The organism is Sphingobacterium sp. UBA5670, assembly GCF_002420705.1.
GTDB lineage: Bacteria > Bacteroidota > Bacteroidia > Sphingobacteriales > Sphingobacteriaceae > Sphingobacterium.
Map to the genome: position 1 here is coordinate 79,965 of NZ_DIIM01000013.1, position 24,246 is coordinate 104,210.

The 24,246-nt window shown below is 38.6% G+C and carries 21 protein-coding genes and 3 tRNA genes; 6 read left to right on the forward strand and 18 right to left on the reverse strand.

Annotated elements, in window-relative coordinates; translation table 11 throughout:
- Positions 1-29: 29 nt before the first annotated feature.
- The 6 genes from B3C94_RS11160 to B3C94_RS11185 form a co-directional block, all read right to left on the reverse strand.
- Complete coding sequence (locus tag B3C94_RS11160) at positions 30-1,217, reverse strand: aspartate aminotransferase family protein (protein WP_293903510.1); 1,188 nt, start codon at positions 1,215-1,217, stop codon at positions 30-32.
- A 61-nt stretch (positions 1,218-1,278) separates the two neighbouring features.
- Complete coding sequence (locus B3C94_RS11165; RefSeq protein ID WP_293903513.1) at positions 1,279-1,698, reverse strand: hypothetical protein; 420 nt, start codon at positions 1,696-1,698, stop codon at positions 1,279-1,281.
- A complete protein-coding gene (locus B3C94_RS11170; RefSeq protein ID WP_293903516.1) occupies positions 1,698-2,750 on the reverse strand; it encodes a hypothetical protein in 1,053 nt (350 codons plus the stop codon). The genes B3C94_RS11165 and B3C94_RS11170 overlap by 1 nt, the downstream gene beginning before the upstream one ends.
- A gap of 33 nt (positions 2,751-2,783) precedes the next feature.
- Positions 2,784-3,329, reverse strand: a complete 546-nt coding sequence (locus B3C94_RS11175) for an RNA polymerase sigma factor (protein WP_293903519.1) — start codon at positions 3,327-3,329, stop codon at positions 2,784-2,786.
- Between the two features lie 21 nt (positions 3,330-3,350).
- Positions 3,351-4,304, reverse strand: coding sequence for a transketolase family protein (locus tag B3C94_RS11180; RefSeq protein WP_293903522.1), 954 nt, complete (start codon positions 4,302-4,304; stop codon positions 3,351-3,353).
- Position 4,305: 1 nt separating this feature from the next.
- The gene (locus tag B3C94_RS11185; RefSeq protein WP_293903525.1) at positions 4,306-5,154 is read right to left on the reverse strand and encodes a transketolase; all 849 of its coding nucleotides are present in this window, start codon (positions 5,152-5,154) and stop codon (positions 4,306-4,308) included.
- A 169-nt stretch (positions 5,155-5,323) separates the two neighbouring features.
- Between B3C94_RS11185 and B3C94_RS11190 the strand changes: the two genes are divergently transcribed.
- Positions 5,324-7,741, forward strand: a complete 2,418-nt coding sequence (locus B3C94_RS11190; protein WP_293903528.1) for a glycoside hydrolase family 3 N-terminal domain-containing protein — start codon at positions 5,324-5,326, stop codon at positions 7,739-7,741.
- Between the two features lie 121 nt (positions 7,742-7,862).
- Here B3C94_RS11190 and B3C94_RS11195 read toward each other — a convergent pair whose 3' ends face one another.
- The 4 genes from B3C94_RS11195 to B3C94_RS11210 form a co-directional block, all read right to left on the reverse strand.
- A complete protein-coding gene (locus B3C94_RS11195; protein ID WP_293903531.1) occupies positions 7,863-8,417 on the reverse strand; it encodes a NifU family protein in 555 nt (184 codons plus the stop codon).
- Between the two features lie 72 nt (positions 8,418-8,489).
- Positions 8,490-9,839, reverse strand: coding sequence for an adenylosuccinate lyase (gene purB / locus B3C94_RS11200; RefSeq protein WP_293903534.1), 1,350 nt, complete (start codon positions 9,837-9,839; stop codon positions 8,490-8,492).
- Between the two features lie 126 nt (positions 9,840-9,965).
- Positions 9,966-10,190 carry a hypothetical protein gene (locus tag B3C94_RS11205; protein ID WP_293903537.1) on the reverse strand — a complete coding sequence of 75 codons (225 nt, stop codon included), beginning with the start codon at positions 10,188-10,190 and terminating at the stop codon, positions 9,966-9,968.
- A gap of 145 nt (positions 10,191-10,335) precedes the next feature.
- Entirely contained in the window at positions 10,336-10,557 is a 222-nt protein-coding gene (locus B3C94_RS11210; RefSeq protein ID WP_075994129.1) for a hypothetical protein, read from the reverse strand.
- Between the two features lie 355 nt (positions 10,558-10,912).
- Between B3C94_RS11210 and B3C94_RS11215 the strand changes: the two genes are divergently transcribed.
- Entirely contained in the window at positions 10,913-12,262 is a 1,350-nt protein-coding gene (locus B3C94_RS11215; RefSeq protein ID WP_293903542.1) for an acyl-CoA dehydrogenase family protein, read from the forward strand.
- Between the two features lie 102 nt (positions 12,263-12,364).
- On the opposite strand, the gene B3C94_RS11220 is transcribed toward B3C94_RS11215, so the two are convergent.
- The 5 genes from B3C94_RS11220 to rplS all read right to left on the reverse strand — a co-directional run bounded on the left by B3C94_RS11220 (position 12,365) and on the right by rplS (position 18,587).
- A complete protein-coding gene (locus tag B3C94_RS11220) occupies positions 12,365-13,150 on the reverse strand; it encodes an META domain-containing protein (RefSeq protein WP_293903545.1) in 786 nt (261 codons plus the stop codon).
- Between the two features lie 121 nt (positions 13,151-13,271).
- Positions 13,272-15,095: a membrane protein insertase YidC gene (gene yidC / locus B3C94_RS11225; RefSeq protein ID WP_293903548.1), complete on the reverse strand. Its 1,824-nt coding sequence runs from the start codon at positions 15,093-15,095 to the stop codon at positions 13,272-13,274.
- 39 nt (positions 15,096-15,134) lie between these two features.
- Positions 15,135-16,745, reverse strand: a complete 1,611-nt coding sequence (locus B3C94_RS11230) for a CTP synthase (RefSeq protein WP_293903551.1) — start codon at positions 16,743-16,745, stop codon at positions 15,135-15,137.
- A gap of 123 nt (positions 16,746-16,868) precedes the next feature.
- A complete protein-coding gene (locus tag B3C94_RS11235; protein WP_293903554.1) occupies positions 16,869-17,954 on the reverse strand; it encodes a carbohydrate-binding family 9-like protein in 1,086 nt (361 codons plus the stop codon).
- A 285-nt stretch (positions 17,955-18,239) separates the two neighbouring features.
- Positions 18,240-18,587 carry a 50S ribosomal protein L19 gene (rplS, locus tag B3C94_RS11240; RefSeq protein WP_209581561.1) on the reverse strand — a complete coding sequence of 116 codons (348 nt, stop codon included), beginning with the start codon at positions 18,585-18,587 and terminating at the stop codon, positions 18,240-18,242.
- Between the two features lie 342 nt (positions 18,588-18,929).
- Here rplS and B3C94_RS11245 point away from each other — a divergent pair.
- Positions 18,930-19,003, forward strand: a tRNA-Pro gene (locus tag B3C94_RS11245).
- A 46-nt stretch (positions 19,004-19,049) separates the two neighbouring features.
- On the opposite strand, the gene B3C94_RS11250 is transcribed toward B3C94_RS11245, so the two are convergent.
- Positions 19,050-21,425 (reverse strand): ABC transporter permease, encoded by a 2,376-nt coding sequence (locus tag B3C94_RS11250; RefSeq protein WP_293903557.1) that lies wholly within the window; start codon positions 21,423-21,425, stop codon positions 19,050-19,052.
- Positions 21,426-21,861: 436 nt separating this feature from the next.
- On the opposite strand from B3C94_RS11250, the gene B3C94_RS11255 reads away from it, so the two are divergent.
- The 3 genes from B3C94_RS11255 (at position 21,862) to B3C94_RS11265 (ending at position 23,444) form a co-directional block, all read left to right on the forward strand.
- Positions 21,862-21,935, forward strand: a tRNA-Pro gene (locus B3C94_RS11255).
- Between the two features lie 311 nt (positions 21,936-22,246).
- Positions 22,247-22,320 (forward strand) — tRNA-Pro (locus tag B3C94_RS11260).
- A gap of 143 nt (positions 22,321-22,463) precedes the next feature.
- Positions 22,464-23,444: a 3-keto-disaccharide hydrolase gene (locus B3C94_RS11265; RefSeq protein WP_293903560.1), complete on the forward strand. Its 981-nt coding sequence runs from the start codon at positions 22,464-22,466 to the stop codon at positions 23,442-23,444.
- Positions 23,445-23,485: 41 nt separating this feature from the next.
- Here the strand turns inward: B3C94_RS11265 and B3C94_RS11270 are convergent, their stop codons facing one another.
- Positions 23,486-23,779 carry a hypothetical protein gene (locus tag B3C94_RS11270; protein ID WP_293903563.1) on the reverse strand — a complete coding sequence of 98 codons (294 nt, stop codon included), beginning with the start codon at positions 23,777-23,779 and terminating at the stop codon, positions 23,486-23,488.
- Positions 23,780-23,824: 45 nt separating this feature from the next.
- Positions 23,825-24,244 carry a hypothetical protein gene (locus tag B3C94_RS11275; protein ID WP_293903566.1) on the reverse strand — a complete coding sequence of 140 codons (420 nt, stop codon included), beginning with the start codon at positions 24,242-24,244 and terminating at the stop codon, positions 23,825-23,827.
- Positions 24,245-24,246: the final 2 nt, after the last annotated feature.

Consider the following 24,246-nt stretch of genomic DNA (forward strand, 5'->3'; position numbering starts at 1 on the left):
GGTTTTTGTTATGTTTAAAGTTACATACTTTAAGCATATTTTTCCAAACCTTTTATAATGATGTTACAAGCTTTTTCGATTTCAGAGTTTGTAATCGTCAATGGAGGTGCCACACGCAGTGCTGTTTCACAATGCAGATACCAATCGATCATAACACCGTTTTCTGCACAGTATTTGCTGACATTGTAAACTTGATCGAAAGAATCCAACTGTAGACACATCATAAGTCCCAATCCTCTGATCTCTTTGATTGCAGGATGCTTGAGTTTCTCTTTAAATAAAAGAGCCTTTCGTTCTACTTGTTCAACCAGTTTTTCTTCTTTGATAACCGCAAGCGAAGCTCGCGCTGCTGCACAACTCACAGGATGGCCTCCAAAAGTCGTGATGTGTCCAAGCATAGGATTATCCTTAATAACGTCCATCACTTCTTTAGCTGCAACAAATGCGCCCAGGGGCATACCGCCACCGATGCCTTTGGCAAGCATCAGAATATCCGGAACGATAGCAAGATGCTCAAAAGCGAATAAACGACCCGTGCGGCCAAAACCAGTTTGGATTTCATCAAATATCAGTAGAGTACCTGTTTCATCACAACGTTTTCTGACGGCTTGCATATAAGCGATATCGGGTACCCGAACACCAGCTTCCCCCTGAATAGCTTCAAGGATAACAGCAGCAGTTTGTTCGGTAATCTTTGTTAGATCTTCCAGGTCATTAAACTGGATAAAATCAATTTCGGGTAGGAGTGGAGCATATGCTTGACGGTACTCGTCGTTTCCGATAAGACTTAGTGCACCTTGGGTACTTCCATGATACGCTTTTTTCGCCGCGATAATCTGTTTGCGACCCGTATATTTCTTTGCTATTTTCATGGAGCCTTCTACCGCTTCCGTACCGCTGTTGGTGAAGTATACCGATTGAAAATTAGGAGGGAGTTCTGCGAGTAATTCTGTCGCAAACTGCACCTGAGGGGCTTGTACAAATTCCCCATACACGGTGACATGTAAATATTGATCCAACTGTGATTTGATGGCTTCCAGAACCTTCGGATGACGATGACCTATATTGCTGACATTAAAACCGGAAACCAGGTCCATGTATTCTTCTCCATTGGGGCCGTAAAGATAGACCCCTTCCGCCTTGACCACTTCAACTAATCTAGGTGAGCTAGACGTTTGAGCGGTATTCATTAAAAATAATTCTCTGTTGCTTAACATGATCTTACAAATGTCCGAAAATAAAAAAGAAGTCTTCAAGACTTCTTTTTTATTTTCCGGATTATTTTCTTCTATTCTGTAAGGATTTGTAGAGATGTTCTCTAAATTCCTGTTCTACTTCAAAAAATTGGGATGCCCGGGCATTACCTATGACCTTTGCAAATTTGGCACGGTATTCTTTTTTGATTTCTACTTCTTTTGCATCATATTGCAACACATCCCTGGAACCTCCTCTAAAACTATTTTTAGGAGCGCCATTCAACTTCTCTTTCCTGATATCCCACAATGTCTGGCTATACTCGTTATAGAGCGGGAAGAATTGCTGAGCCTCTCTTGGAGTTAAATCTAGTTCTTTAGTAATGTAAGCTATCTTTTCATTTTCTATAGCTTGAAATCGATTTTTGTCTTGTGCAAAGCCCAAGGCAATAGAAAATATACTAAAGAACAATGTTATCCATATGTTTTTTCTATTGAACATCATTATAAGGTATAGTTTAGATAATCTTCTATTTCTTGTTTAGATATATTACTCCCAAATCCCGTTGTAGGGAGATTTGTTTCATCAGTATACTGAGACATATAGATCATATCATCACCAGAAGCTGATGCAGCAAGGTAATTGATGATCTCCTGCTTAGGAATTTCCGATAAATGCTGGCTCAATTGCTCTTCTGCAACAGTTTCTACAGGAGTAGCATTTTGTTGTTGATACTGATAGCCCCAATATCCTCCTATGCTCAACATGGCAGCAAAAGATGCTGCAACAGCATAGCGAGCATACCATTTTTTTGGTCTTCCTATTTGATGGATAGGCGTATTACTTTTTTCAGGTTCCTGTACAGCGTTAATAATTCTATCCGAAAGCGTTTCAAAGTAATGTTGTGGAAGCCCAAATCCGGGCTCAACAATCGATTCTTTTAATTCTTCTTCAGCAATACGCGCCAAAATAGCCGATTCTAATGTCTCCTCATAGCCAGCTGCAATGGTGAAACCATCAGTAGAATTAGTTTCCTTTAATTTTTGCTCAGCGATACGGGCGAAGATAGAATTTTCAAGAGATTGATTGTAATCAGAAGGTATAGCAAATCCATCCGATACAATCGTTTCTTTTAATCTGTCTTCAGAAATGCGGCCGAAGATGGAATTTTCAAGAGATTGATTGTAGTCAGAAGGTATTGTAAATCCATCCGATGCAATCGTTTCTTTTAATCTGTCTTCAGCAATTCGATTGAAGATCGTTGAAGTTAATTCGAAAGTATACTGTGATGGGATTTCGAAACCATCAGTAGAGACTTGATTTTTTAAATTTTCTTCCGCTATTTTGCACATGATGGCGTCAGACAGGTTATCAAAATATCCTTCTGGTACCTCAAAGATGGATTCGTCCTTGCATTCGATCAATTTGACTTGTGTAATTATTTTTGATTCTAAATCGTTGAAATAATTTTCAGGTACGCCAAATGGATTTTTACGCAATGATGCTGGAAGATTGGTAGGCTCCAGCCCATCATGATATGTGCCATTTTCCTTCATAGTATCTGTTAGAACCTAATTTCGCTAAAAGGTTTAATCATGATTGTTAAAAAAAGACTCTATTTTTTTGACGGCCAAATGATAGGATGCCTTTAGTGCACCAACACTTGTTCCGAGTACTGCTGAGATCTCCTCATATTTCATGTCTTCAAAATATTTCATATTAAAGACCAATTTCTGCTTCTCTGGTAAGGTAAGTAAAGCCTGTTGTAATTTCATTTGGGCTCTATCACCATTAAAGTAGTTGCCATCTGCAAGTGTCTCTGCTAGATAAGCAGTCGTGTCGTCATCCAACGACACGTTCTGCTTTTGCTTTTTCTTATTCAAGAAGGTGATACATTCATTTGTTGCAATACGATAAAGCCAGGTGTATAATTGTGAATCTTCACGGAAGTTCCCAAGGTTCTTCCATACTTTCACAAAGATATCCTGTACTACATCATCTGCATCGTCATGATCGATGACCATTCTTCGCACATGCCAATAAATCTTCTGTTGATATTTCTTCAACAATAAACGGAAAGCTTCTTCTCGCGTACTCTCTTCTGCGAATTTTGCTATAATTAAAGCGTCATCCATATATTGACCTGCGTAGTTTTGTTATTTTCTTTTGATTACTTTTTGAGCTGCAGCGACAATCGCATCTGCATTCAAACCGTATTTTTCCATCAATTGAGCTGGTGTACCTGATTCTCCAAAGCTGTCATTTACAGCAACATACTCTTGTGGAGTAGGTAGCTCTCTTGTAAGTACCTGGGCAACGCTATCACCTAAACCGCCTAGACGATTGTGCTCCTCTGCCGTTACGACACATTTTGTCTTCGCAACAGATTTCAAAATAGCCTCCTCATCCAAAGGTTTGATCGTATGAATATTGATAATTTCAGCATTGATTCCTAATTCAGCTAATTTTTCACCAGCTTGAATAGCTTCCCATACTAAGTGACCGGTAGCAATGATTGTTACATCTGTTCCTTCGTTTAATAACACAGCTTTGCCAATGATAAACTCCTGATCAGCAGGTGTGAAGTTAGGAACTACAGGGCGGCCAAAACGTAAATAAACTGGTCCTTCATATTTTGCAGCTGCAATTGTAGCCGCTTTTGTTTGATTGAAATCACAAGGATTGATTACCGTCATTCCTGGTAGCATTTTCATCAATCCGATATCTTCTAAAATTTGGTGAGTTGCACCATCTTCACCTAACGTTAGACCGGCGTGTGAGGCAGCAATTTTCACGTTTTTATCCGAGTAAGCAATCGATTGGCGAACCTGATCGTACACACGTCCAGTTGAGAAATTTGCGAACGTACCTGTGAATGGGATTTTACCACCGATAGTCAGTCCGGCAGCAATACCCATCATATTTGCCTCGGCAATACCGATTTGGAAAAAACGCTCTGGAAATTCTTTGATAAAATCGTTCATTTTTAATGAACCGATCAAATCAGCACATAATGCAACTACATTCTCATCTTGCTTTCCTGCTTCTAGTAAGCCCGCACCAAATCCTGAGCGTGTATCTTTTGACTCTGTATAAGTATATTTTTTCATTCTAGTAATCTCCTAAAGTTTCTGTAAGCTGATTCAACGCCGACGCCAATTGTTCGTCATTTGGAGCAACACCATGCCATTTATGAGAACCCATCATAAAATCAACACCGCTTCCCATTTCTGTATGCATCAGAATAATGACCGGTTTGCCTTTTCCCGTACGTGATTTAGCTTCTGCTAGGCCAGCAACAACAGCACTCATGTCATTGCCTTTGGCAATTTCCATGACATCCCATCCAAAAGCTTCCCATTTTGCACGTAGATCACCAAGAGATAATACTTGATCTGTAGATCCGTCAATCTGTGCTTTGTTATAGTCAACGGTAGCAATCAAATTGTCGATTTTATTGTGTGGCGCGTACATTGCAGCTTCCCAAACTTGGCCCTCTTGCAATTCGCCATCACCCATTAATACGTAAACTAGATTATTATCTTTATTCAATTTTTTTGCCTGTGCGGCTCCAATTGCAACAGATAATCCTTGGCCCAATGATCCCGACGCAATACGAATACCTGGAAGACCTTCGTGTGTTGTTGGGTGACCTTGAAGTCTGGAATTGATCTTTCTGAACGTTGCTAATTCGCTCACTTCAAAATATCCCGCATGCGCTAATGTACTGTAAAATACAGGAGAGATGTGTCCATTTGACAGGAAGAATAGATCTTCTCCTTTTCCATCCATGTCAAAGGAAGGATTGCGTTTCATTGCATTGAAATAAAGCGCCACAAAGTAATCTGTACAACCTAACGAACCACCTGGGTGTCCTGATTGACAAGCGTGTACCATACGTACGATATCACGTCTTACCTGTGATGCAATTTGTTCTAGTTTGTTAATATCTGCACTCATTTTTTTTGTTGGTTTCACAATTGGTCGTAAAGTTAACTATTTTTAAGCTAGATGCTTGTTAAAAAATGAATTTATATTGACTTATTCCGAAACGATGATGTGTTTGATTTGAGATTTTTATTTTTTTTGTACCTTGTGTTACTTTATAAGACCAACAATTTTCAGCATAATGCCTAATCAACTCAAAAGCTACCTTATTATATCAGCACTCTCAGCCCTTTATTTGAATTCTTCTGCCCAGCACATCAACATTTACCATAAGGATTGGATCGATTTTAACAAAAATGGGAAAAAGGATATTTATGAAGACCCCAAACAGGACATAGCCAGCCGTGTGGAAGATCTGTTGAGTCAGATGACTGTTCAAGAAAAGGCCAATCAGACAGTCACACTCTATGGCTACGGAAGGGTCTTGAAAGATGAACAGCCTACAGCGGCTTGGGATCAGGAGATCTGGAAATATGGCTTGGCCAATATCGACGAAATGTTAAATAGCTTAGCTTATAACAAATCTGCAAAAAGTTCATTTTCATACCCCTTTAGCCGCCATGCGCAAGCACTAAATAATGTTCAAAAATGGTTTGTGGAAAATACAAGGCTTGGTATTCCCGTGGACTTTACAAACGAAGGTATTCATGGACTCAACCACGATCGGGCTACTTCCTTACCAGCACCAATCAATATTGGAAGTACATGGAATACTTCGCTGGTGCGTAAAGCTGGCGATGTAATTGGCAAGGAAGCCAAATATCTGGGCTATACCAATGTCTATACGCCTATTCTTGATGTTTCTAGAGATCCACGCTGGGGAAGAGTGGTTGAAACCTATGGCGAAGATCCATTTCATATCGCCGAGATGGGGAAACAGGTTGTTTTAGGAATCCAGCAAAATGGCGTCGCCTCTACATTGAAACACTATGCGGTCTATTCTGTACCTAAGGGTGGAAGAGATGGAAATGCACGCACGGATCCTCATGTTGGCTTTCGTGAAATGCATTCTCTGCACTTGTACCCCTTTAAAAGAGTCATAAAGGAAGCCAAACCGCTGGGAGTCATGAGTAGTTATAATGATTATGATGGTGTACCTGTATCCGCTAGCAGCTATTTCTTACAGGATTTATTACGCAAAGATTATGGCTTTGAAGGTTATGTGGTGTCCGACAGTGAGGCCTTAGAGTTTATTTACAATAAACATCACGTTGCGGCAAGTTATAAAGAAGCTATTAAACAGGCGCTGGAGGCTGGGCTGAATGTGCGGACGAATTTCGACCCGCCAAGTACTTATTTAACGCCATTAATGGAATTGATCAACGAGGGAGGCCTCGATATCAAAATATTGGATCAGCGGGTTCGCGAAGTCCTGACCGTGAAATTTAAACTCGGACTATTTGATCATCCATTGCGAGAAGATACAGCTATTGCCGATAAAAAAGTGCATACAGCAGCTGATGAGGAAATATCTCTACAGATGAATAAAGAATCTATTGTTCTCCTAAAAAATGAACAAAATATACTCCCGATAGACCTGAATAAATACAAACGCATTTTGGTGACGGGGCCAATGGCAGAAGCAACAAATTATACGACAAGTCGATATGGGCCTTCCAATAATCCGATCACTACAATCAAAGATGGAATCATAAATTATGCAAAGACAAAGGCACTTCGGGTTGATTATACCAAAGGTGTAGACGTAGTGGATAAAAATTGGCCAGAGAGCGAAATTATTCCAACAGCCCTGTCAAGCGAGGAAATGGATACTATGGCAGAGGGCGTTCGTCTCGGTAAAGAATCAGACCTGATCATAGCTGTGATGGGTGAGTCGGAACGGGAAGTCGGTGAAAGCCGGTCGAGATCAGATCTAAATTTGCCAGGTAAGCAACGTGACTATTTGATGAAATTGAAAGAAACAGGTAAGCCTATTGTTTTGGTCCTTGTTAATGGTCGTCCTCTTTCTATCAATTGGGAAAATAAGTATTTACCTGCAATTGTGGAAAGCTGGTTTCTGAGCAATCAATCTGGAAATGTGCTCGCTGGAATGTTATTTGGGGAATATAATCCAAGCGGGAAATTGCCCATTTCTTTCCCGAAGTCGGTCGGACAGGTTGAGATGAATTTTCCGACGAAGCCTGCAGCACAGGCTGGACAGCCCGGGGTTGGCCCTAATGGATGGGGGAATAGTCGCGTTGTTGGATTTTTATATCCTTTTGGTTATGGCCTAAGCTACACGGATTTTAGTTTTTCTAATTTGCAACTCACAAAGAAACAGATTAAACCCGCTGATTCGCTCACAGTTTCAGTTAATGTTGAAAACATAGGTAAGAGAAAAGGTGCTGAAGTTGTACAGCTTTATATCAAAGATGTACTGTCTTCGGTAACGACCTATGAGATGGATTTGCGAGGATTCGAAAAAATTGAACTTAATCCAGGGGAGAAGAAGACCGTACAGTTTACTATCTTACCTGCCCACCTTGAACTTTTGGATCAGCACAATAAATGGACAGTTGAACCAGGTAAATTTGAACTATTTATCGGTAATTCTTCTGTTAATCTTCCACTTAAAGATTCATTTGAAGTAGTTAATTAGATTAAAAATCCCATACCAATCAGACAACGGATAGAGATTATTTCTTTTTAAGACTAGGATAAAAAAAGGATTCAGCAAAATACAATGCTGAATCCTTTTTTATTCTGTTGAATAGCTGTAATTACATGGCCTCTGCAACAACTTCGGTCACTTCTGGAACCATACGTTTCAATAAACCTTCAATACCTGCTTTCAATGTAACTGTCGAAGAAGGGCAACCGCTGCAAGAGCCTTTAAGTTCAACGGTCACTATACCCTCGTTGAAGGATTTATAGTGAATAGCACCACCGTCTTGTTCAACAGCAGGTCGTACATAATCATGTAATACTTGTTGTATCTTGACTTCGGTTTCGGTGCCTTCAAAATTAACCTCTGTATCGTGGTGTACCGTTTTTACAGCGAGCTCAGACTCCACAGCACCTTTTACAAAATCTTTTAGCAAGGCTTCAATGTCTTCCCACTCCGCATCTTCTGTTTTGGTAATGGTCACGAAGTTACTTGCAAAGAATACCCCATTGACAAAATTAAATTTGAAAAGTTCAAGTGCAAACGGAGAATCTTGTGCTGCCTCTTTATTTGGAAAATCTACACTACCATTGATCAACAATTTATTGACCAAAAACTTCATTGTAGAAGGGTTGGGTGTAGACTCTGTATATACGTTAATCGTAGCCATGTATTATCTATTTTTATTCCAAGCAAATATAGGTCAAAAGAAGCTTTCTTAAGGTCATCTATAAGTCAAAGCTTATAAACTGACACCCGTATAGTTAGCAGGGCTGATCGCTTTCAATTCCTCTTTCACCTCTTCTGATACATTTAGATTATCAACAAATGTTGCGATGGTCTCTTTCGTTACATGTGTATTTGTACGTGTGAGATCTTTTAATGCCTCATATGGTTTTGGATAGCCTTCTCTTCTTAATATAGTTTGCAAAGCTTCTGCAACCACTGCCCAGTTATTTTCAAGGTCATTGGCCAAAGCTTGTTCGTTTAAGATCAATTTACGTAAGCCTCTTAAAGTCGATTTAATGGCAATTAAAGTATGCGCAAAAGGGACACCGATATTACGTAATACCGTAGAATCTGTTAAATCGCGTTGAAGACGCGATATAGGTAACTTAGCTGCAAGATGTTCAAAAATAGCATTTGCAATTCCTAAATTTCCTTCAGCATTTTCAAAGTCAATCGGGTTGACTTTATGGGGCATCGCCGAAGATCCGATTTGACCAGCCGTAATTTTTTGCTTAAAGTATTCCATCGAAATATAAGTCCAGATATCACGGCATAGATCAATGATAATAGTATTGACCCGTTTCAATGCATCACAGCTTGCCGCAAAATTATCATAGTGCTCAATTTGTGTCGTCGTTTGAGAACGGTCTAAACCTAAAATATTGTTTACGAAATTATTGCCAAAATCAACCCAATTGGTTGCTGGATAGGCAACATGGTGTGCATTGAAATTACCCGTTGCTCCACCAAATTTGGCTGAATAGGGTACTTGGTGTAATAATTGTAATTGGCGCTCTATCCGTTCGATAAATACATAAAATTCTTTGCCCAAACGTGTTGGAGAGGCGGGCTGCCCGTGGGTACGTGCCAACATTGGAATGTCTGACCAGGAAGTTGCGAGCGATTTTAACTCATGAAGCAATTCTTCGATCGCAGGTGTATAGCTCTCATTGATGGCTTCTTTCCAGGAAAGTGGAATCGCCGTGTTATTAATATCTTGTGAAGTCAAACCAAAATGGATAAATTCAAGATAATCCTGCAGTCCTAATTTTTCAAATTGATCTTTTAGAAAATATTCAACGGCTTTAACATCGTGATTTGTAACTTTCTCTGTATTCTTGATCCAAATAGCATCTTCTTCAGAAAAATTTCTATAGATATCGCGCAATTTTTCATTTAATGTTTTGTCAAACTGTTGCAATTGAGCAATACCTGATTCACTTAATGCAATAAAATATTCGACTTCTACGCGTACCCGATATTTTATTAGGGCAAATTCAGAAAAAAAAGCTGAAAGTTCGTTCGTATTATTGTAATAGCGTCCGTCAATAGGCGTAACTGCTGTTAAAGATGATAAAGCCATAGATTGAATGATTTTTGGCAAAGGTAAAAAAATGCTTGGAGCTTAGCAATTTAATTGGCGCAGATATAAAAAAAGCTCCCTTATTGAAGGAAGCTTTTCTATACTCGTAAATTCTATTTCAAAGAATTAGTGAGCAGCTTTAGTTGAATCAACTTTTGCTGACGCTGAATCTACAGCAGTTTTTGCCGAATCTACAGCAGTTTTTGCTGAATCCAATTGAGTGTTTGCTGAATCTAAAGCAACGTTAGCTGAATCAGTAGCAGCATCAGTTTTTTTAGCTGTTTCACCACATGATGCGAAAGCTAATGTTAAAGCTAAACCTAAGAAACCGAATTTGAATGCGTTTTTCATTTTATTAAAATTAAAATATTTTTAAATCTTGTTATTTAAGGATTAATACCATTAAATTGAAAAGGTAACCCCCATTTTTTGTTTTTTGAAAAAAAGAAAGGCTTTTTGTATAAAAAGCCTTCCAAATGCGTTATTCAGTCCTAAATTATTTAGTAGCAGCTGAATCAACTTTAGCAGCAGCTGAATCAACTTTAGCAGCAGCTGAGTCAACTTTAGTAGCAGCTGAATCTAATGTGTTAGCAGCTGAATCAACTAAAGCAGAAGCTGAATCTGCAGCACCTTCAGCTTTTTTCTCTGAATTGTTACAAGATGCGAAAGCTACAGTTAAAGCTAAACCTAAGAAACCGAATTTTAATGCGTTTTTCATTTTCTAATTTTCTAATTTAAATTGAAATAATTTTCTTTTTCATCTCTTAATACACGTAACCAAAAAAGGTAACCCAAAAAATATATTTTTTTTAAAATAATATATAAGTATCTGATTTTAAGTTTTTTATTTTATTTAAAATAAAATGCTATCCCATAGATCTCGGCTTGTGCCATCCTTTAGCTTAACAAGGGTTAAGAAAGGGTGATTGTTGTGTCGTGCTTGTGTGATTGTTGTGCTGAGCTTGTGTGAACGTATATTTAGCCAATCTAGGGGATAAGATGGTGCGAATAACAAACAATTTTCGATTATTTTTCTTATTTTAAGAAATGGACACTTAAAAGAAATTGCAGTTATGTTTGATAAAGTAAAGAATATAATGGATTTGGCAAAATCAATAGACTTTGGCAAATTGGAAGAAATATCAAAGAAAGTGGATTTGGGAGCAGTGATGGATGCCGTATCAAAAATGGATGATAAGCAGCTCCATGGTTTAATGAAGATGCTAAGTGCTGGAAAGGAAAAAAAAGAATTACCTCCTATAAATGGTGATTTTTATGATATGGATAGCAAATTAAACGAATCGGATCGTGCATTGCAATTGAAAGTAAGGGCTTTTATGGAGACCGAAGTCAAGCCAATAGTGAATAAATACTGGCTGAGAGATGAATTTCCTTTTGAAATTGTACCGAAACTAGCGGCTCTAAATATTTGCGGCTATACTTATGACGGCTATGGCTGTATGGGCGGAAGTTCTTTAATGGAGGGTGTTATAGCAGCTGAAATTGCACGTGTAGATGCGTCTGTTGCTACATTCTTTGGTGTACAGAGCGGCCTTGCAATGGGGTCGATTTATATTTGTGGATCAGAAGAGCAAAAACAAGAATGGCTACCCAAAATGCAGCAGATGCAAATTATAGGTGCTTTTGGTTTGACAGAACCTGAAGTGGGCTCGGGAGCTGCAGGCGGATTGACCACAACTTGTAAGAAAACAGCGGAAGGCTGGGTGTTGAATGGTCAAAAAAAATGGATAGGGAATTCGACGTTTTCCGATATCACCATTGTTTGGGCCAGAGACCTTGATGATGGGGAAGTGAAGGGTTTTATCATTCGAAAAGATAATCCGGGCTTTTCAGTAGAAAAGATTAAAGATAAGATGGCACTACGTATTGTTCAAAATGGCCTAATTACGCTTGATAATTGTGTTGTTCCAGAAAGTGATCGTCTTCAGAATGCAAATTCTTTTAAAGATACAGGGAAGGTTCTTCAGATGACGCGGGCAGGGGTTGCATGGATGGCGGTCGGATGCGCGCGAGGAGCCTATGAAAATGCGCTGGATTATACACGTAAAAGAAAGCAATTTGGTAAGCCCATAGCCTCTTTTCAGCTTATTCAGAACCACCTGGTTGAGATGTTGTCTAATTTGACGGCGATGCAAACCCTTGTTTTTAGATTGTCTGAATTACAGGATGCTGGACAGCTAAGAGATGAGCATGCCTCCTTGGCAAAAGTCTTCTGTTCTTTGCGCACACGAGATATTGTTTCTAAAGCCAGGGAGGTGATGGGAGGTAATGGAATTTTGCTGGAGTATAATGTCGCACGGTTTTTGGCCGATGCTGAAGCTATATATTCATATGAAGGTACAAAAGAGATTAATTCATTGATTGTTGGCCGAAGCATAACCGGATTCAGTGCTTTTGTTTAACGGTACCCTGGCTGACTTGGTTCCGTGTGAATAACATATATACATAATAAGGCTTTGTTTTTACAAAGCCTTATTAGTTAAATTTGGTATAAAAAATTTCCTCTATTTACGTTGAAAACGCATGATAGCAATGTCACCCATAATAAATGTTAGTGTATTTTCGCTAATACTATAAGTATTTACCTTTTCTAACGTTGAAAAAAAGGTAGCTTCCCCATTGCCTTCACAGGCCATTTTCGTTGACATAATCGGCCCAAAATTAATGGTATTTCCGCTTGTTTTAAATGTCATATTGTAATTGTTGCAGCTGCTGTTTCCGCTTACTTTACCACCGGCAGCATCAAATGTCATCGTTGGTTTGCGATTGGGATATAAACCATCGAAAGCGATCCTTGGGCCGGATATATAATCAAGCTCCCAAGTTCCGCTAAGTGATTGCTTATTATCCTGAACCAACTTGAATTTTGCTAGGGGAGCCATTTTCGCTTTGTTCAGGCTAAGAATACCATCCCTAACCGTATAATTATCTGCAGCGATAAGGTTTTTGGATAATGCTTGTTCAATAGACATATCTGGACAGGCCATCATCGTGGACATACCCTGTGCAAATTTGATTCGTCCATTGTTTGACAAAGTCAAATCTCCACCTATGCCATTACAGCCTCCACTTGCACTGTAACTTTTTTCGTCCAGCTGGAGGTAGGGCATTTTGCCATTGATCTGATCCGCTACAGCTTGACCATTAATCTCAATTAATTGCCATTTCTTTCCAGTCACAGCAGATATAGCATTGTCTGATTTTTGCTCATCAGCGTTTTTTTTAATAACTGAGCAGCTTCCAAGGCCAACGATCAACATGGCCAATATTCCGATATTTCTAAAGTTCATATTTTAAATTTAACCTATTAACATCCTTTCTAACGTTTGGTTTGACAAAGTGCTACAAAAGTTTGTAAACAGCGAAGGCTTCCTGTTTGGAAGCCTTCGTTATCAGTACGATAAAATCACACTATTTATTTTTGTTTTGTTGTGCCTGTTGTTGCGCACGCATCATTTCTTCCATTTTTGTTTGGAAACTTGATTTTTTCTCTGCTTTTGGATTCTTTTTATTTTCCTCCAGTTTAGCTAAGATTTTCTCATCATTTACCATGGAGCGGATAACCAACTGCGTCAAGAATGTAAATAATGCACTTAAGAAGTAGTAGTAGTTCAGACCTGCTGGGAAGCTATTCAAAACAAAGAAGAAAATCAATGGCATAATATAACCCATATATTTCATTTGTCCGGTAGCACCCGACGTAGCGTTGTTATACCAAGTAGTTAATAGTGTTGTCAATGTCATCAAGATACACATCAAAGAGATGTGGTTGAACGATCCAAAAATAGGAGCGAATGTAAACAAAGTATCATAAGTTGACATGTCTTTCATGAACAAGAAACTTTGCCCTCTCAATTCAAATAAATTTGGAAAGAAGTAGAAAAAGGCAATCGTAAATGGCATTTGCAGTACAAGTGGAAGACATCCACCAAGCGGATTCACACCAACCTGTTTGTACAATTTCATTTGCTCTTGTTGCATCAACATTTGATTGTCTTCTCCTACCTTAGCCTTGATCTCGTCCAGTTGCGGTTTTAAAACACGCATCTTGGCCATAGAGACGTAAGACTTGTAGGTCATTGGAGAAAGAACCAATTTTAATAGTAATGTTAGTAACAAGATTACAATACCATAGCTCATATGGAAGCCGTCTAGGAAATTGAATGCAGGAACTGTAATCCATTGATTGATCCAGCGCATTGGTCCCCAACCCATATTGATGATCGATTGATAATCGTTGCCCTCTGCTTTCAATACGTTGTATTGATTTGGTCCAAAGAAGAAATTCAAGGAATAGTTGTTGTCCTTATGATTATCAAATGCTAATTCTGCATTGGTATTATAGAATTTGATGATGTCGGTCTCTGATGCATGTTTTACATCCACTTTTGCATTGACAAAACCATCTTTGGCATTTAGGATACTGGAAAAGTAATGTTGCTTAAATGCAATCCATTGTACTTTTTTCTCCAATGCCTCATCAGCATCTTTTGATTCGGACAAATGGTCCACCTTATTGTCTTCTTTGTAATAAAGAGTAGATTTTTGTCTTTCAGACTCGATATTTTGCTCCTTTTGTCTCAACGTGGTATTCCAGTTAAGGGTCAACGTTTTTTGACTTTGTGGAATTAAGTTCTGAATTCCTTTTGTATTAATGTCTAATCCGACATTATAACCTTTACCAGCAATGGAATAAACATATTCAATATATTGGTCGGCACTGTAATTCAGTCTGAATTTTACGGATTGTTTACCTTCGCCAGAAACTTGGATATCCGAAGATTCAGTGTTGAAGTATAGGTCATTTGTTGATACATTTTGACCTGCTGCATTAAATTGAAATCCAAACTTGTTGTCGTCGCCATCAAAAAGCATCAAAGGTTTTCCATTGAAATTCTTTTCACCTTTTAGTTCGACGGATTTAACTTTACCACCTTTTGTGCTGATTTTGGCAATGATGGTTTCATTTTCAATCGTAACGACTTTCTCAGTTCCAAATTTTGTGGCACCAAAAGGCTTTTTCAGTTCGGCCGAATCAGCAATCACTGCTGTTTGTGCTGTTTTGGCTTTAGCCGTAGAGTCACTTTCGGCAGGTAATCCTTTTTCTGTACGAGCTTTAGCCTCTTGTCGCGCTTGTTCTTGTTTGATTTCTGATTCTGAAGGCTTCATCAGGTAAAATGAACCAGTGATGATGGCAAACATCAGGACCAAACCAATTAGGGTATTTCTATCCATTTTTAATAATTAAACTTAATTAATTGTATCCTTCTATTACTACTTTGATTTCTTGTTGGCCAAAGCAGCGGCTACAAAGCTAACAAAAAGTGGGTGAGGATTTGCAACCGTTGACTTTAATTCTGGATGAAATTGTCCGGCAACGAAAAATGGGTGGTTTTTCAATTCCACAATTTCAACTAATCCAGTCTCCGGATTGAATCCTGACGCAATCATTCCTGCAGCTTCATATTGTTTTAAATAGTCATTGTTAAATTCATAACGGTGACGGTGTCTCTCCGAAATTTTTGTTTTACCATAAATGGCAAAAGCCTTGGTTCCTTTTTTAATTTCACAATCGTAAGCACCTAAACGCATGGTGCCACCCATATTGGTGATATTTTTTTGCTCCTCCATCAAATTGATGACTGGATTGCTCGTGTTGGCATCCATCTCAAAACTATTGGCATCTTTTAGCCCCAATACGTTTCTTCCGAATTCGATGACCGAGCATTGCATACCTAAACAGATACCAAAGAAAGGAATATTATTTTCACGAACGTATTGAATCGCATTTAACTTGCCATCTAAACCGCGTTCACCGAATCCTGGTGCAACCAAAACACCATCCATTCCTTTTAGCTTCTCAGCAACATTTTCCTTTGTAACACTTTCAGCTGCGATATAGCTCACTTTTACTTTACATTCGTTTGTGGCGCCCGCATGGATAAATCCTTCGATAATAGATTTATAGGCATCTGGAAGCTCAACATATTTTCCTACTAACGCAATGCAGATTTCACTTGTCGGATTTTTAAGCTTGCCTAAAAAAGCTTTCCAATTTTCTAGATTTGGTTCATTTTTATTCGGTAGCTTCAATTTAGTCAATGCTGTTTTATCGAGGTTCTCCTTTAGCATCAATAACGGTACATCATAAATCGTCGATGCATCTATTGATTCAACGACAGCATTGATGTTGACATTACAGAATTGCGCTAATTTTTTACGGATTTCTTGTGATAATTTATGTTCAGTACGGCATACTAAAATATCAGGTTGTACACCATATTCCAACAATGTTTTGACGGAATGTTGCGTAGGTTTAGTTTTAAGCTCGCCAGCAGCAGCTAGATAAGGCACCAAAGTTAAATGGATAACCAAAGAATTATTGGCTCCCAGTTCCCAACGCAGTTGTCTAACTGCTTCTACAAATGGTAAAGACTCAATATCGCCAACAGTTCCACCCAACTCAGTGATGATGATATCATATTCACCGGACTCGCCCAACAATTGCATTCTGCGTTTTATCTCGTCTGTGATATGGGGGATTACTTGAACCGTTTTTCCTAAATATGCACCTTCACGCTCTTGTTGGATAACGTGTTGATAGATGCGGCCTGTCGTGACGTTATTTGCTTGTGAGGTAGGGACATTCAGAAAACGCTCATAGTGACCTAAGTCAAGATCAGTTTCGGCACCATCTTCCGTAACATAACATTCACCATGTTCGTAAGGATTTAATGTTCCCGGATCGATGTTAATGTAAGGGTCGAATTTTTGGATGGTAACTTTATAGCCACGCGCTTGGAGAAGTTTAGCAAGGGAAGCAGCAATAATACCTTTCCCTAACGACGAAGTAACGCCGCCCGTAACAAAAATATATTTAGTCATAACAATTAAAGGATTTTCAATTTTATGTGGTCAAAATGACCAATAATAGTTGCTCTATGTACGGGATACAAAGATAGCAATTTTTATTCAAAATCAGAATTGAAGATCGATCGAATAATTAAATTAAAAATAGATATTACCACGGCTATCTATTGTTGTCTTTAATTTGGGCTGCGTTTTCGACTTGATTTCAATGCGATAGAAATTATTGCTGTTTGAAAATACAATATCATAATTTTTACGTTCATTCATAATTTCAGGATATAATTTGCTTAACTCCTGAATTGACGTAGCATAACGCTTTTGGTCGTTTCTATAAATCTGTTGCAGGTAAAAGATATTCCAGGTCACTTTTTCAATAGCGAAGAATTGTTCATCGATCGGTTGCTGATTTGCAGCATCGATAAATTTAATATGTCCCCATCGTTCGGGGTAATGCATATTAACAAGTCCAATAGGTGACCATACCCAATTCTCTTCAGGAAGAGTTTTGCCATTAGAGTCTTTTCTTTTGCTATACACTGTTTCACTGTTGTCATAATGCCACTGCACACGTGAGAAATTTATTTTCCAGATTTCATTCGGCTTAATCTGATTCCCTTCACCAAAATATTTAAGGCTCTTGACGGGTATTTTCATTTCTACTGTCCAAAATTCATCTTTGTCTTGAGGATGGTTGATGGAACCGGCATGATAAACGGCGCTTTCAAGATCTTTTGTGTCCCAATTTAGGTTGGCCTTTCCGCCAAAGCGATAAGCTTTGGTCATTAAAAGATCCATGACGGTATTTAAAGCGTTTATTTCAATCTCTATATATTCTGGAGATAAAAGATTTGGTTTGAGAAAGATCTCGAAGTCATTGTCATGATAGATAATGGTATCTTTTTGTTTTAAATAGCCTTTGATATGAGGTTCTTGAAGCTTCGCAAACAGATATAGATTTTCTTTATCCCAAAGCATCTTTACTTTAGTTTCAAGTGTTGGAGCGGGTTTATTTGATCCCTCAATATCCTTGAATGAGTCTGTCCATGGAACCTTGGACCACGACGTCTCATTGTCCTTTCCATCGATCGTTATTGCATCTGTTACCGGGTGCACATAATAAGTTTGAGGAGGGGACTGTAACTGAAGAAATTCATTCACATTTCGCTGTGCAAAAGTAAATACTGGGTAGATAATAAAAGAAAGGATAAAAGCGATAATTTTCATCAAGATACAGTTTGATTTTTAACGGTAGCAAAGTTAGGATGAAACAATCTCAGGTTGTTTTTTGCTATTGTAATCATCTACGATTCTACCTTTCAGATACGGTGTTAAAAGTAAGTAAAATGTTTTAGCGGGGCAAAAGGAGGGGGGTGATTTAAGGAACAAAAGATAATTGTCCTAACTTTATTACAGAAGGGTATTTGGTGTTTTTGTAATAAAGGTGGTAATGTTCAATAAAAAAAGGCTTTGAATAACTCAAAGCCTTTTTTTATGCTGTGGTAGTCGTAATTAGATTCTTTTCGATTTAATACGAGCAGCTTTACCAGTAAGGCCGCGTAAATAGAATAATTTCGCGCGACGAACTTTACCGTAGCTGTTTACTACAATTTTTTCAATGTTTGGTGAGTTTACAGGGAAAATACGTTCAACACCTACACCGTTTGAGATTTTACGAACGGTAAAAGTAGCGTTAGCACCTTCGCTGTTTAATTGAATTACTACACCTTGGTACACCTGAACACGCTCTTTATTTCCTTCGCGAATTTTATAATGAACGCTGATGGTATCTCCAGCTTTGAAAGCGGGAATTTCATTCTTTACAACCGCTTGTTCTTCTACAAATTTTACTAAATCCATGATTTCGAGTAATTATTAACGATTTATATCCTGTAAAAATCGGAATGCAATATTACGACTTATTTTCTGAATATAAAAATACTTTTTTAAAAAACTATTGACTGATATTCAAATCGGATGCAAAGATATGAAAATGAAATGGATAATCTAAAGATATTTTGAATATTCCTTTGTGGGCTATATGGAATGGGTTTTTGGTTCTTAAATTCAATAGAATATGTGCTCTCTTTAAAAATATTCTGCAATCAATCAGCTGTTTAGTAATTAATTTTCTGTAGGGTATTGACAAAATGGAAAAATGATTCGATATTTGTGCCACACAAAACAAAGGTGATACCTTTTCGGGGTGTAGCGTAGCCCGGTATCGCGCCACATTTGGGATGTGGAGGTCGTAGGTTCGAATCCTGCCACCCCGACTAAAAAAGCTCTAACGAAAGTTAGAGCTTTTTTGTTTCCCCTTTTTTATTCATCCCGTAAACTGTCTATAGGATTAGCTACAGCTGCCCGAATAGCTTGCCAGCTTACGGTCACTAAAGCGATGCCGATCGTTAATAGTCCTGCTAGCACAAACATCCACCATTGAATTTCGATGCGATATGCAAAGTCTTCCAACCATTTGTTCATGGCTATCCACGCGATTGGTGAAGCGATTATCAAAGCAATCAGTACAGGTTTTATAAAATCTCTTGAAAGTAATGTGGTAACGCCTGATACGGAAGCGCCAAGTACTTTGCGGATTCCAATCTCTTTGTTTCGTTTGGCGGCAGTAAAGGAGGCGAGACCATAAAGGCCCAGACAAGCAATAAATATGGCCAATCCAGAGAAAAGGCTTAGTATGCGCTGTTGTCTAATATCGGTTTTGTACATGGTGTCGAATTTTTGATCCAAAAAGCTATATTCAAAAGGATACAATGGAGCTACTTTGCCAAATGCAGTTTTAATGGTTTCTAATGCTGCGGGGAAATCTTTTGTGTTTAATCTAACGACAGCTACCCTGAGGTCATCAGAAGGAGAAATGACCAGCGCATCCATGTTTTCTTTTAGGGATAGGAAATTAAAATCATCTACTACACCAATAATTGCTCGTTTGGATTGATCTCGGATCGTATTTTTAATCCATTTGCCAATGGCCTGGTCGGGTGTAAATCCAAGCAGTGATGCTGCAGTACGATTAATTAGTACAGCGCTGGTGGAATCCGTTGGGTATTGTGTCGAAAAGTTTCGTCCTGCAATAATTTTTAGTCCAAGTGTACCCACATAGCCAAAATCGGTGAATTCTGTTCTGGACTTCCACTTCTCATCGTGTTGTCCCTCTACTTCAAATGTATGGCTGTCGAAAAATCCTCCGGGTTCACCAGACATAAATGAAACCGATGCGATATCGCTGCTGGTAGACAGCTCATTCTTGAATGTTCGCAGATTATTGTAAAATTCTTCATTATCAATAGGAATCACCACACTTTGTTGATCGTTATAGCCCAGACCCTTTTCTTTTACATATTTCATCTGTTTCGTGATAATCAAAGTGCCAATGATAAGTAAAATGGAGATGCTGAACTGGAAGACGACTAAGACATGGCGAAATAGTGCTCCGCTCTTGCCTAAGCGTAATTTACCTTTTAGCGCCTGTATGGGCGCGAAGGTGGAAAGGTATAGTGCAGGGTAACTTCCGGCAAGTATACCTACAATAAAAATCACTGCCAGCAGGAAGATATAGATGGGCCACGAATTCCAGGGGACTGTGAGTGTATATCCTAGTAATTGGCTATATAATGGCATTGATAGTTGCAGTAGACACATTGCGAATATGCAGGATATCGAGGTTAATAAAATAGATTCCCCGATAAACTGCCCTGTCAATTGAAAGCGTTGTGCACCAAGTACCTTTCGCAGTCCGACCTCCTTTGAGCGATCAACAGCACGTATTGTGGAAAGATTCATGAAATTGATGCAAGCGATGACTAATATCAATATAGCGATAGAAAGAAAAATGTAAACGACCTTCTTGTCTCCATGTTTAGCGCTGTCAAATGCGCTGTGGGGTTCAAAATAAATATCGTGTAAGGGTGTGAGCGCAAGATCAAAATGAAGTCCCATAGTGCTAGAGACCGTTTTCATATGTCGATCCATAAACTGTGGGAGTTGATTTTCGAGCTGTTTGGGGTCTTTATGTTCGTTAAGCAGGATGTAGGTAAATAAGTTGTTGTTTTCCCAAGCTTTGAACGAATCTTCATTGATATAATTTGTTAATGGGATGACGAGATCAAAATCCAGGTGTGAGTTTATTGATGGATCTTGTGCAACTCCTGTAACGGTCAGCTGTCTATTTTTGTCAAGCTGAAGTACTTTGCCAATGGGGTTGTCATTTCCGAAATATTTTTTTGCAGTTTTTTCCGTTACTACGACGCTTGTTGGATTTTTTAATACGTTCTGTGGGTTTCCCTTAACCAAAGAAAAGCTAAATAGTTCAAAGAAATCGGTGTCAGCAATTAAGAGTTTCTTTTCATTGAATGCGGTATTGCCAAATGAGAATAGTCCATTGGTGGGTAATACCCGTACAGCTTTTTTAATGTCATTGGGGTAATCTGTTAGTAGGGCGCTAGCGTAGGGGGCGGATAAATAGGGGGCGCGTTCTTTGCTACGATCAAATCCGCGCATCACCCGATAAATACGGTCGCCCTGGCTGTGAAATTTATCAACACTGAATTGATGGGCGATAAATAGGAAAATCATTGCACAAACAGTAATACCTATCGTCAAACCGAGGGTATTGATAATCGAAAAGGCCTTATTTTTAATAAGGTTTCTCCATGCGATTTTGATATAGTTTTTTATCATACTTTTCATTATAAGTGTTCATTTCGACCTCGCGGCTATCAATAATGTTGAATACCGTGTCAATTTCTGCTTGTTGAAGAAATATTTTCGATGAAAATCAATTTCAAAAAAACTGCCAAATGGTTAATGTTCTTTTAATCAGAGGTTTGTATGTCTTTTGTGCTTGCTGTAAGTGTTTGGAATCGAACACCTCATGTTCGTATCCGAACATTGTGTGAATTGAAGTCAAAAGAATTATGTTTGGGAAGTTCCTGCTTAATGAAAGGAATGTTTAGCGGAAATAACATGGGGTTAGATCGCATAAGACGGGATAATGCTTCGAAGTAAACAGTATGTTGCAATGTAACAATCGATTAGTTTTATTTTGTGTATTTCATTTGCAAATAATTTGTGAGAAGCGTATATTTGTGCCACACTAAAAAAGGTGATACCTTTTCGGGGTGTAGCGTAGCCCGGTATCGCGCCACATTTGGGATGTGGAGGTCGTAGGTTCGAATCCTGCCACCCCGACTAGAAAAGCTCTAACGAAAGTTGGGGCTTTTTTCATTTCGGGACAGCGGTGACACTAAAGCTAATTTCTTTTGCGCAAGACAATATTTCCATCTTAGTTTATCGTATTAAACCTATGCTATTATCTCTATTCAGGCCAATCAAGGTCGTTTTTTTGGACTTCTTTAGGTGTTAAAGTAATAGGGGTTAAAGGCTTTTTGTAAATTATTTGGCAATAAGTCAGTGTGTTAACTAGTTTTTGTTAAATATGTTTGAAAACAAAATATTTTTAGTGTACTTTTGTGCCACACAAAACAAAGGTGATACCTTTTCGGGGTGTAGCGTAGCCCGGTATCGCGCCACATTTGGGATGTGGAGGTCGTAGGTTCGAATCCTGCCACCCCGACTAAAAAAAGCTCTAACGAAAGTTAGGGCTTTTTTTGTTTCAAGCTTTCTTTGCTTTTTTTAACGTTATATCCTTGTAAACCCGCTGTTAAACAGTTAAATTGCTTGAAATTTATTGTCAATTAGAATATAAACATAAATAATATGAACAGAAAAGCGGCATTTCTTTTAGGAATTTTGGCCTCTTGTGCATTACCGCAAGTTACCTTTGCGAATCATTCAATGGCAAAAGCTATCAATTATCAACAAGACGTGGAAGGCAAAGAGCTGATCGGAAGGTGGGATATCGAAGTGGATATTAATGGTACTCCTGCGCCATCTTGGCTTGAAGTAAAATTGTCCGGCTATAGAACATTAGTAGGTCATTATGTGAGTACCTCTGGAAGCGCTCGGCCCGTTTCTCAGGTATTTTATGAGAACGGGAAGTTTAAATTTACCATCCCACCACAATGGGAAGGTGGTAAGATGAACCTAAGCGTGGAAGGTGAGATCGTCAATGGTATACTGCAAGGTACAGTGACGGAGCCGGATGGAAAAACACATCGCTTTAAAGGCGTTCGTGCTCCTGAACTAAAGCGAACAGCTGCTGTAAAATGGGGTAAGCCTATTCAACTTTTTAACGGCAAAGATCTATCTGGATGGAAGGCGACCGGTAAAACGAATCAGTGGATAGTGAAAAATGGTATTTTGACCAGTCCACAATCCGGTTCTAATTTAGTGTCTGAACAAAAATTTGAAGATTTTAAATTACATGTTGAGTTTAAAATACCAGCAGGAAGTAATAGCGGTGTCTATTTGAGAGGTCGTTATGAGGTTCAGATAGAAGACAGTCCTAAAGATGCGCATCCGAATGCTGTGCTTTTTGCGGGAGTATATGGCTTCTTAGCTGCAAATGAAATGGTTAATAAAGGAGCCGGAGAATGGCAAACTTACGATATTACTCTTGTGGGCCGTCTGGTAACAGTTGTGGCAAACGGTAAGACCGTGATCAGTAACCAAGAAATCCCAGGAATAACTGGTGGTGCATTAGATAGCAAAGAAGCAGAGCCAGGGCCAATTTATTTCCAGGGAGATCATGGACCGGTTGAATTCCGTAAAGTAATCATTACTCCAGCTGTTAAATAAGGACACCATATAAGGCTACTTCGAAGAAAAAGGTAGCCTTTTTAAATTCCTATCACCACCACGACGATGTCTTCATTCTGGTAGGATGTATAATAACGTTCAATGGAGCCATTGGCTTTGTATTCTTGCAATTCTTCAAAAACCAATTTTTTTAACATTCCCTTTCCCTTGCCATGGATGAATTTTATTTCGTTCATCTCCCAATAAATGGCTGCGTCTAGATTAGACCGCATAAAATCAATGGATTCCTGTAAGAGTTCTTCTGCCGAATAATCCTCCCAATCTTCAAGGAAAGCATCGGTATGTAAGTCGACAATAGCTGATGGTCTGCGCATTTCTCAATATTTTACAATGCTGCAAAAGTATAATAAAACACCGACTTAATAGGTCAAGTCACCAACGAAATAAATTGCTTGAGCAAATTTATCATGCCATTTCTTGATAATAGCGGCAATTTCATATTCTTCTTCTTCGGCATGATTGAGCATGAGCAGTTCGATCGATTGTAATAATTGTTTGACGTCTAAAAAATAACCGTCGAAATCCCGGAAAGCGGAAACGGTTTCACGGATAAGTAGCATCGCATCATGTCGGAGTGTGATCATATCATGTCGAGAGGAGATACGGTCAAGTAGCCATTCTTTTTGGAAATTGGAATCAATATGTCTATTGCATGCTTGATTAAAAAGCAGTTCAAACTCAACAATCTGATTTTTTAGATCATATATAGTTGTCTGGAGTTCTTCAAAAGTACTGATGATCTTTTCCTGGGTCTCCATATTTTTTGATATAATAGCCATGA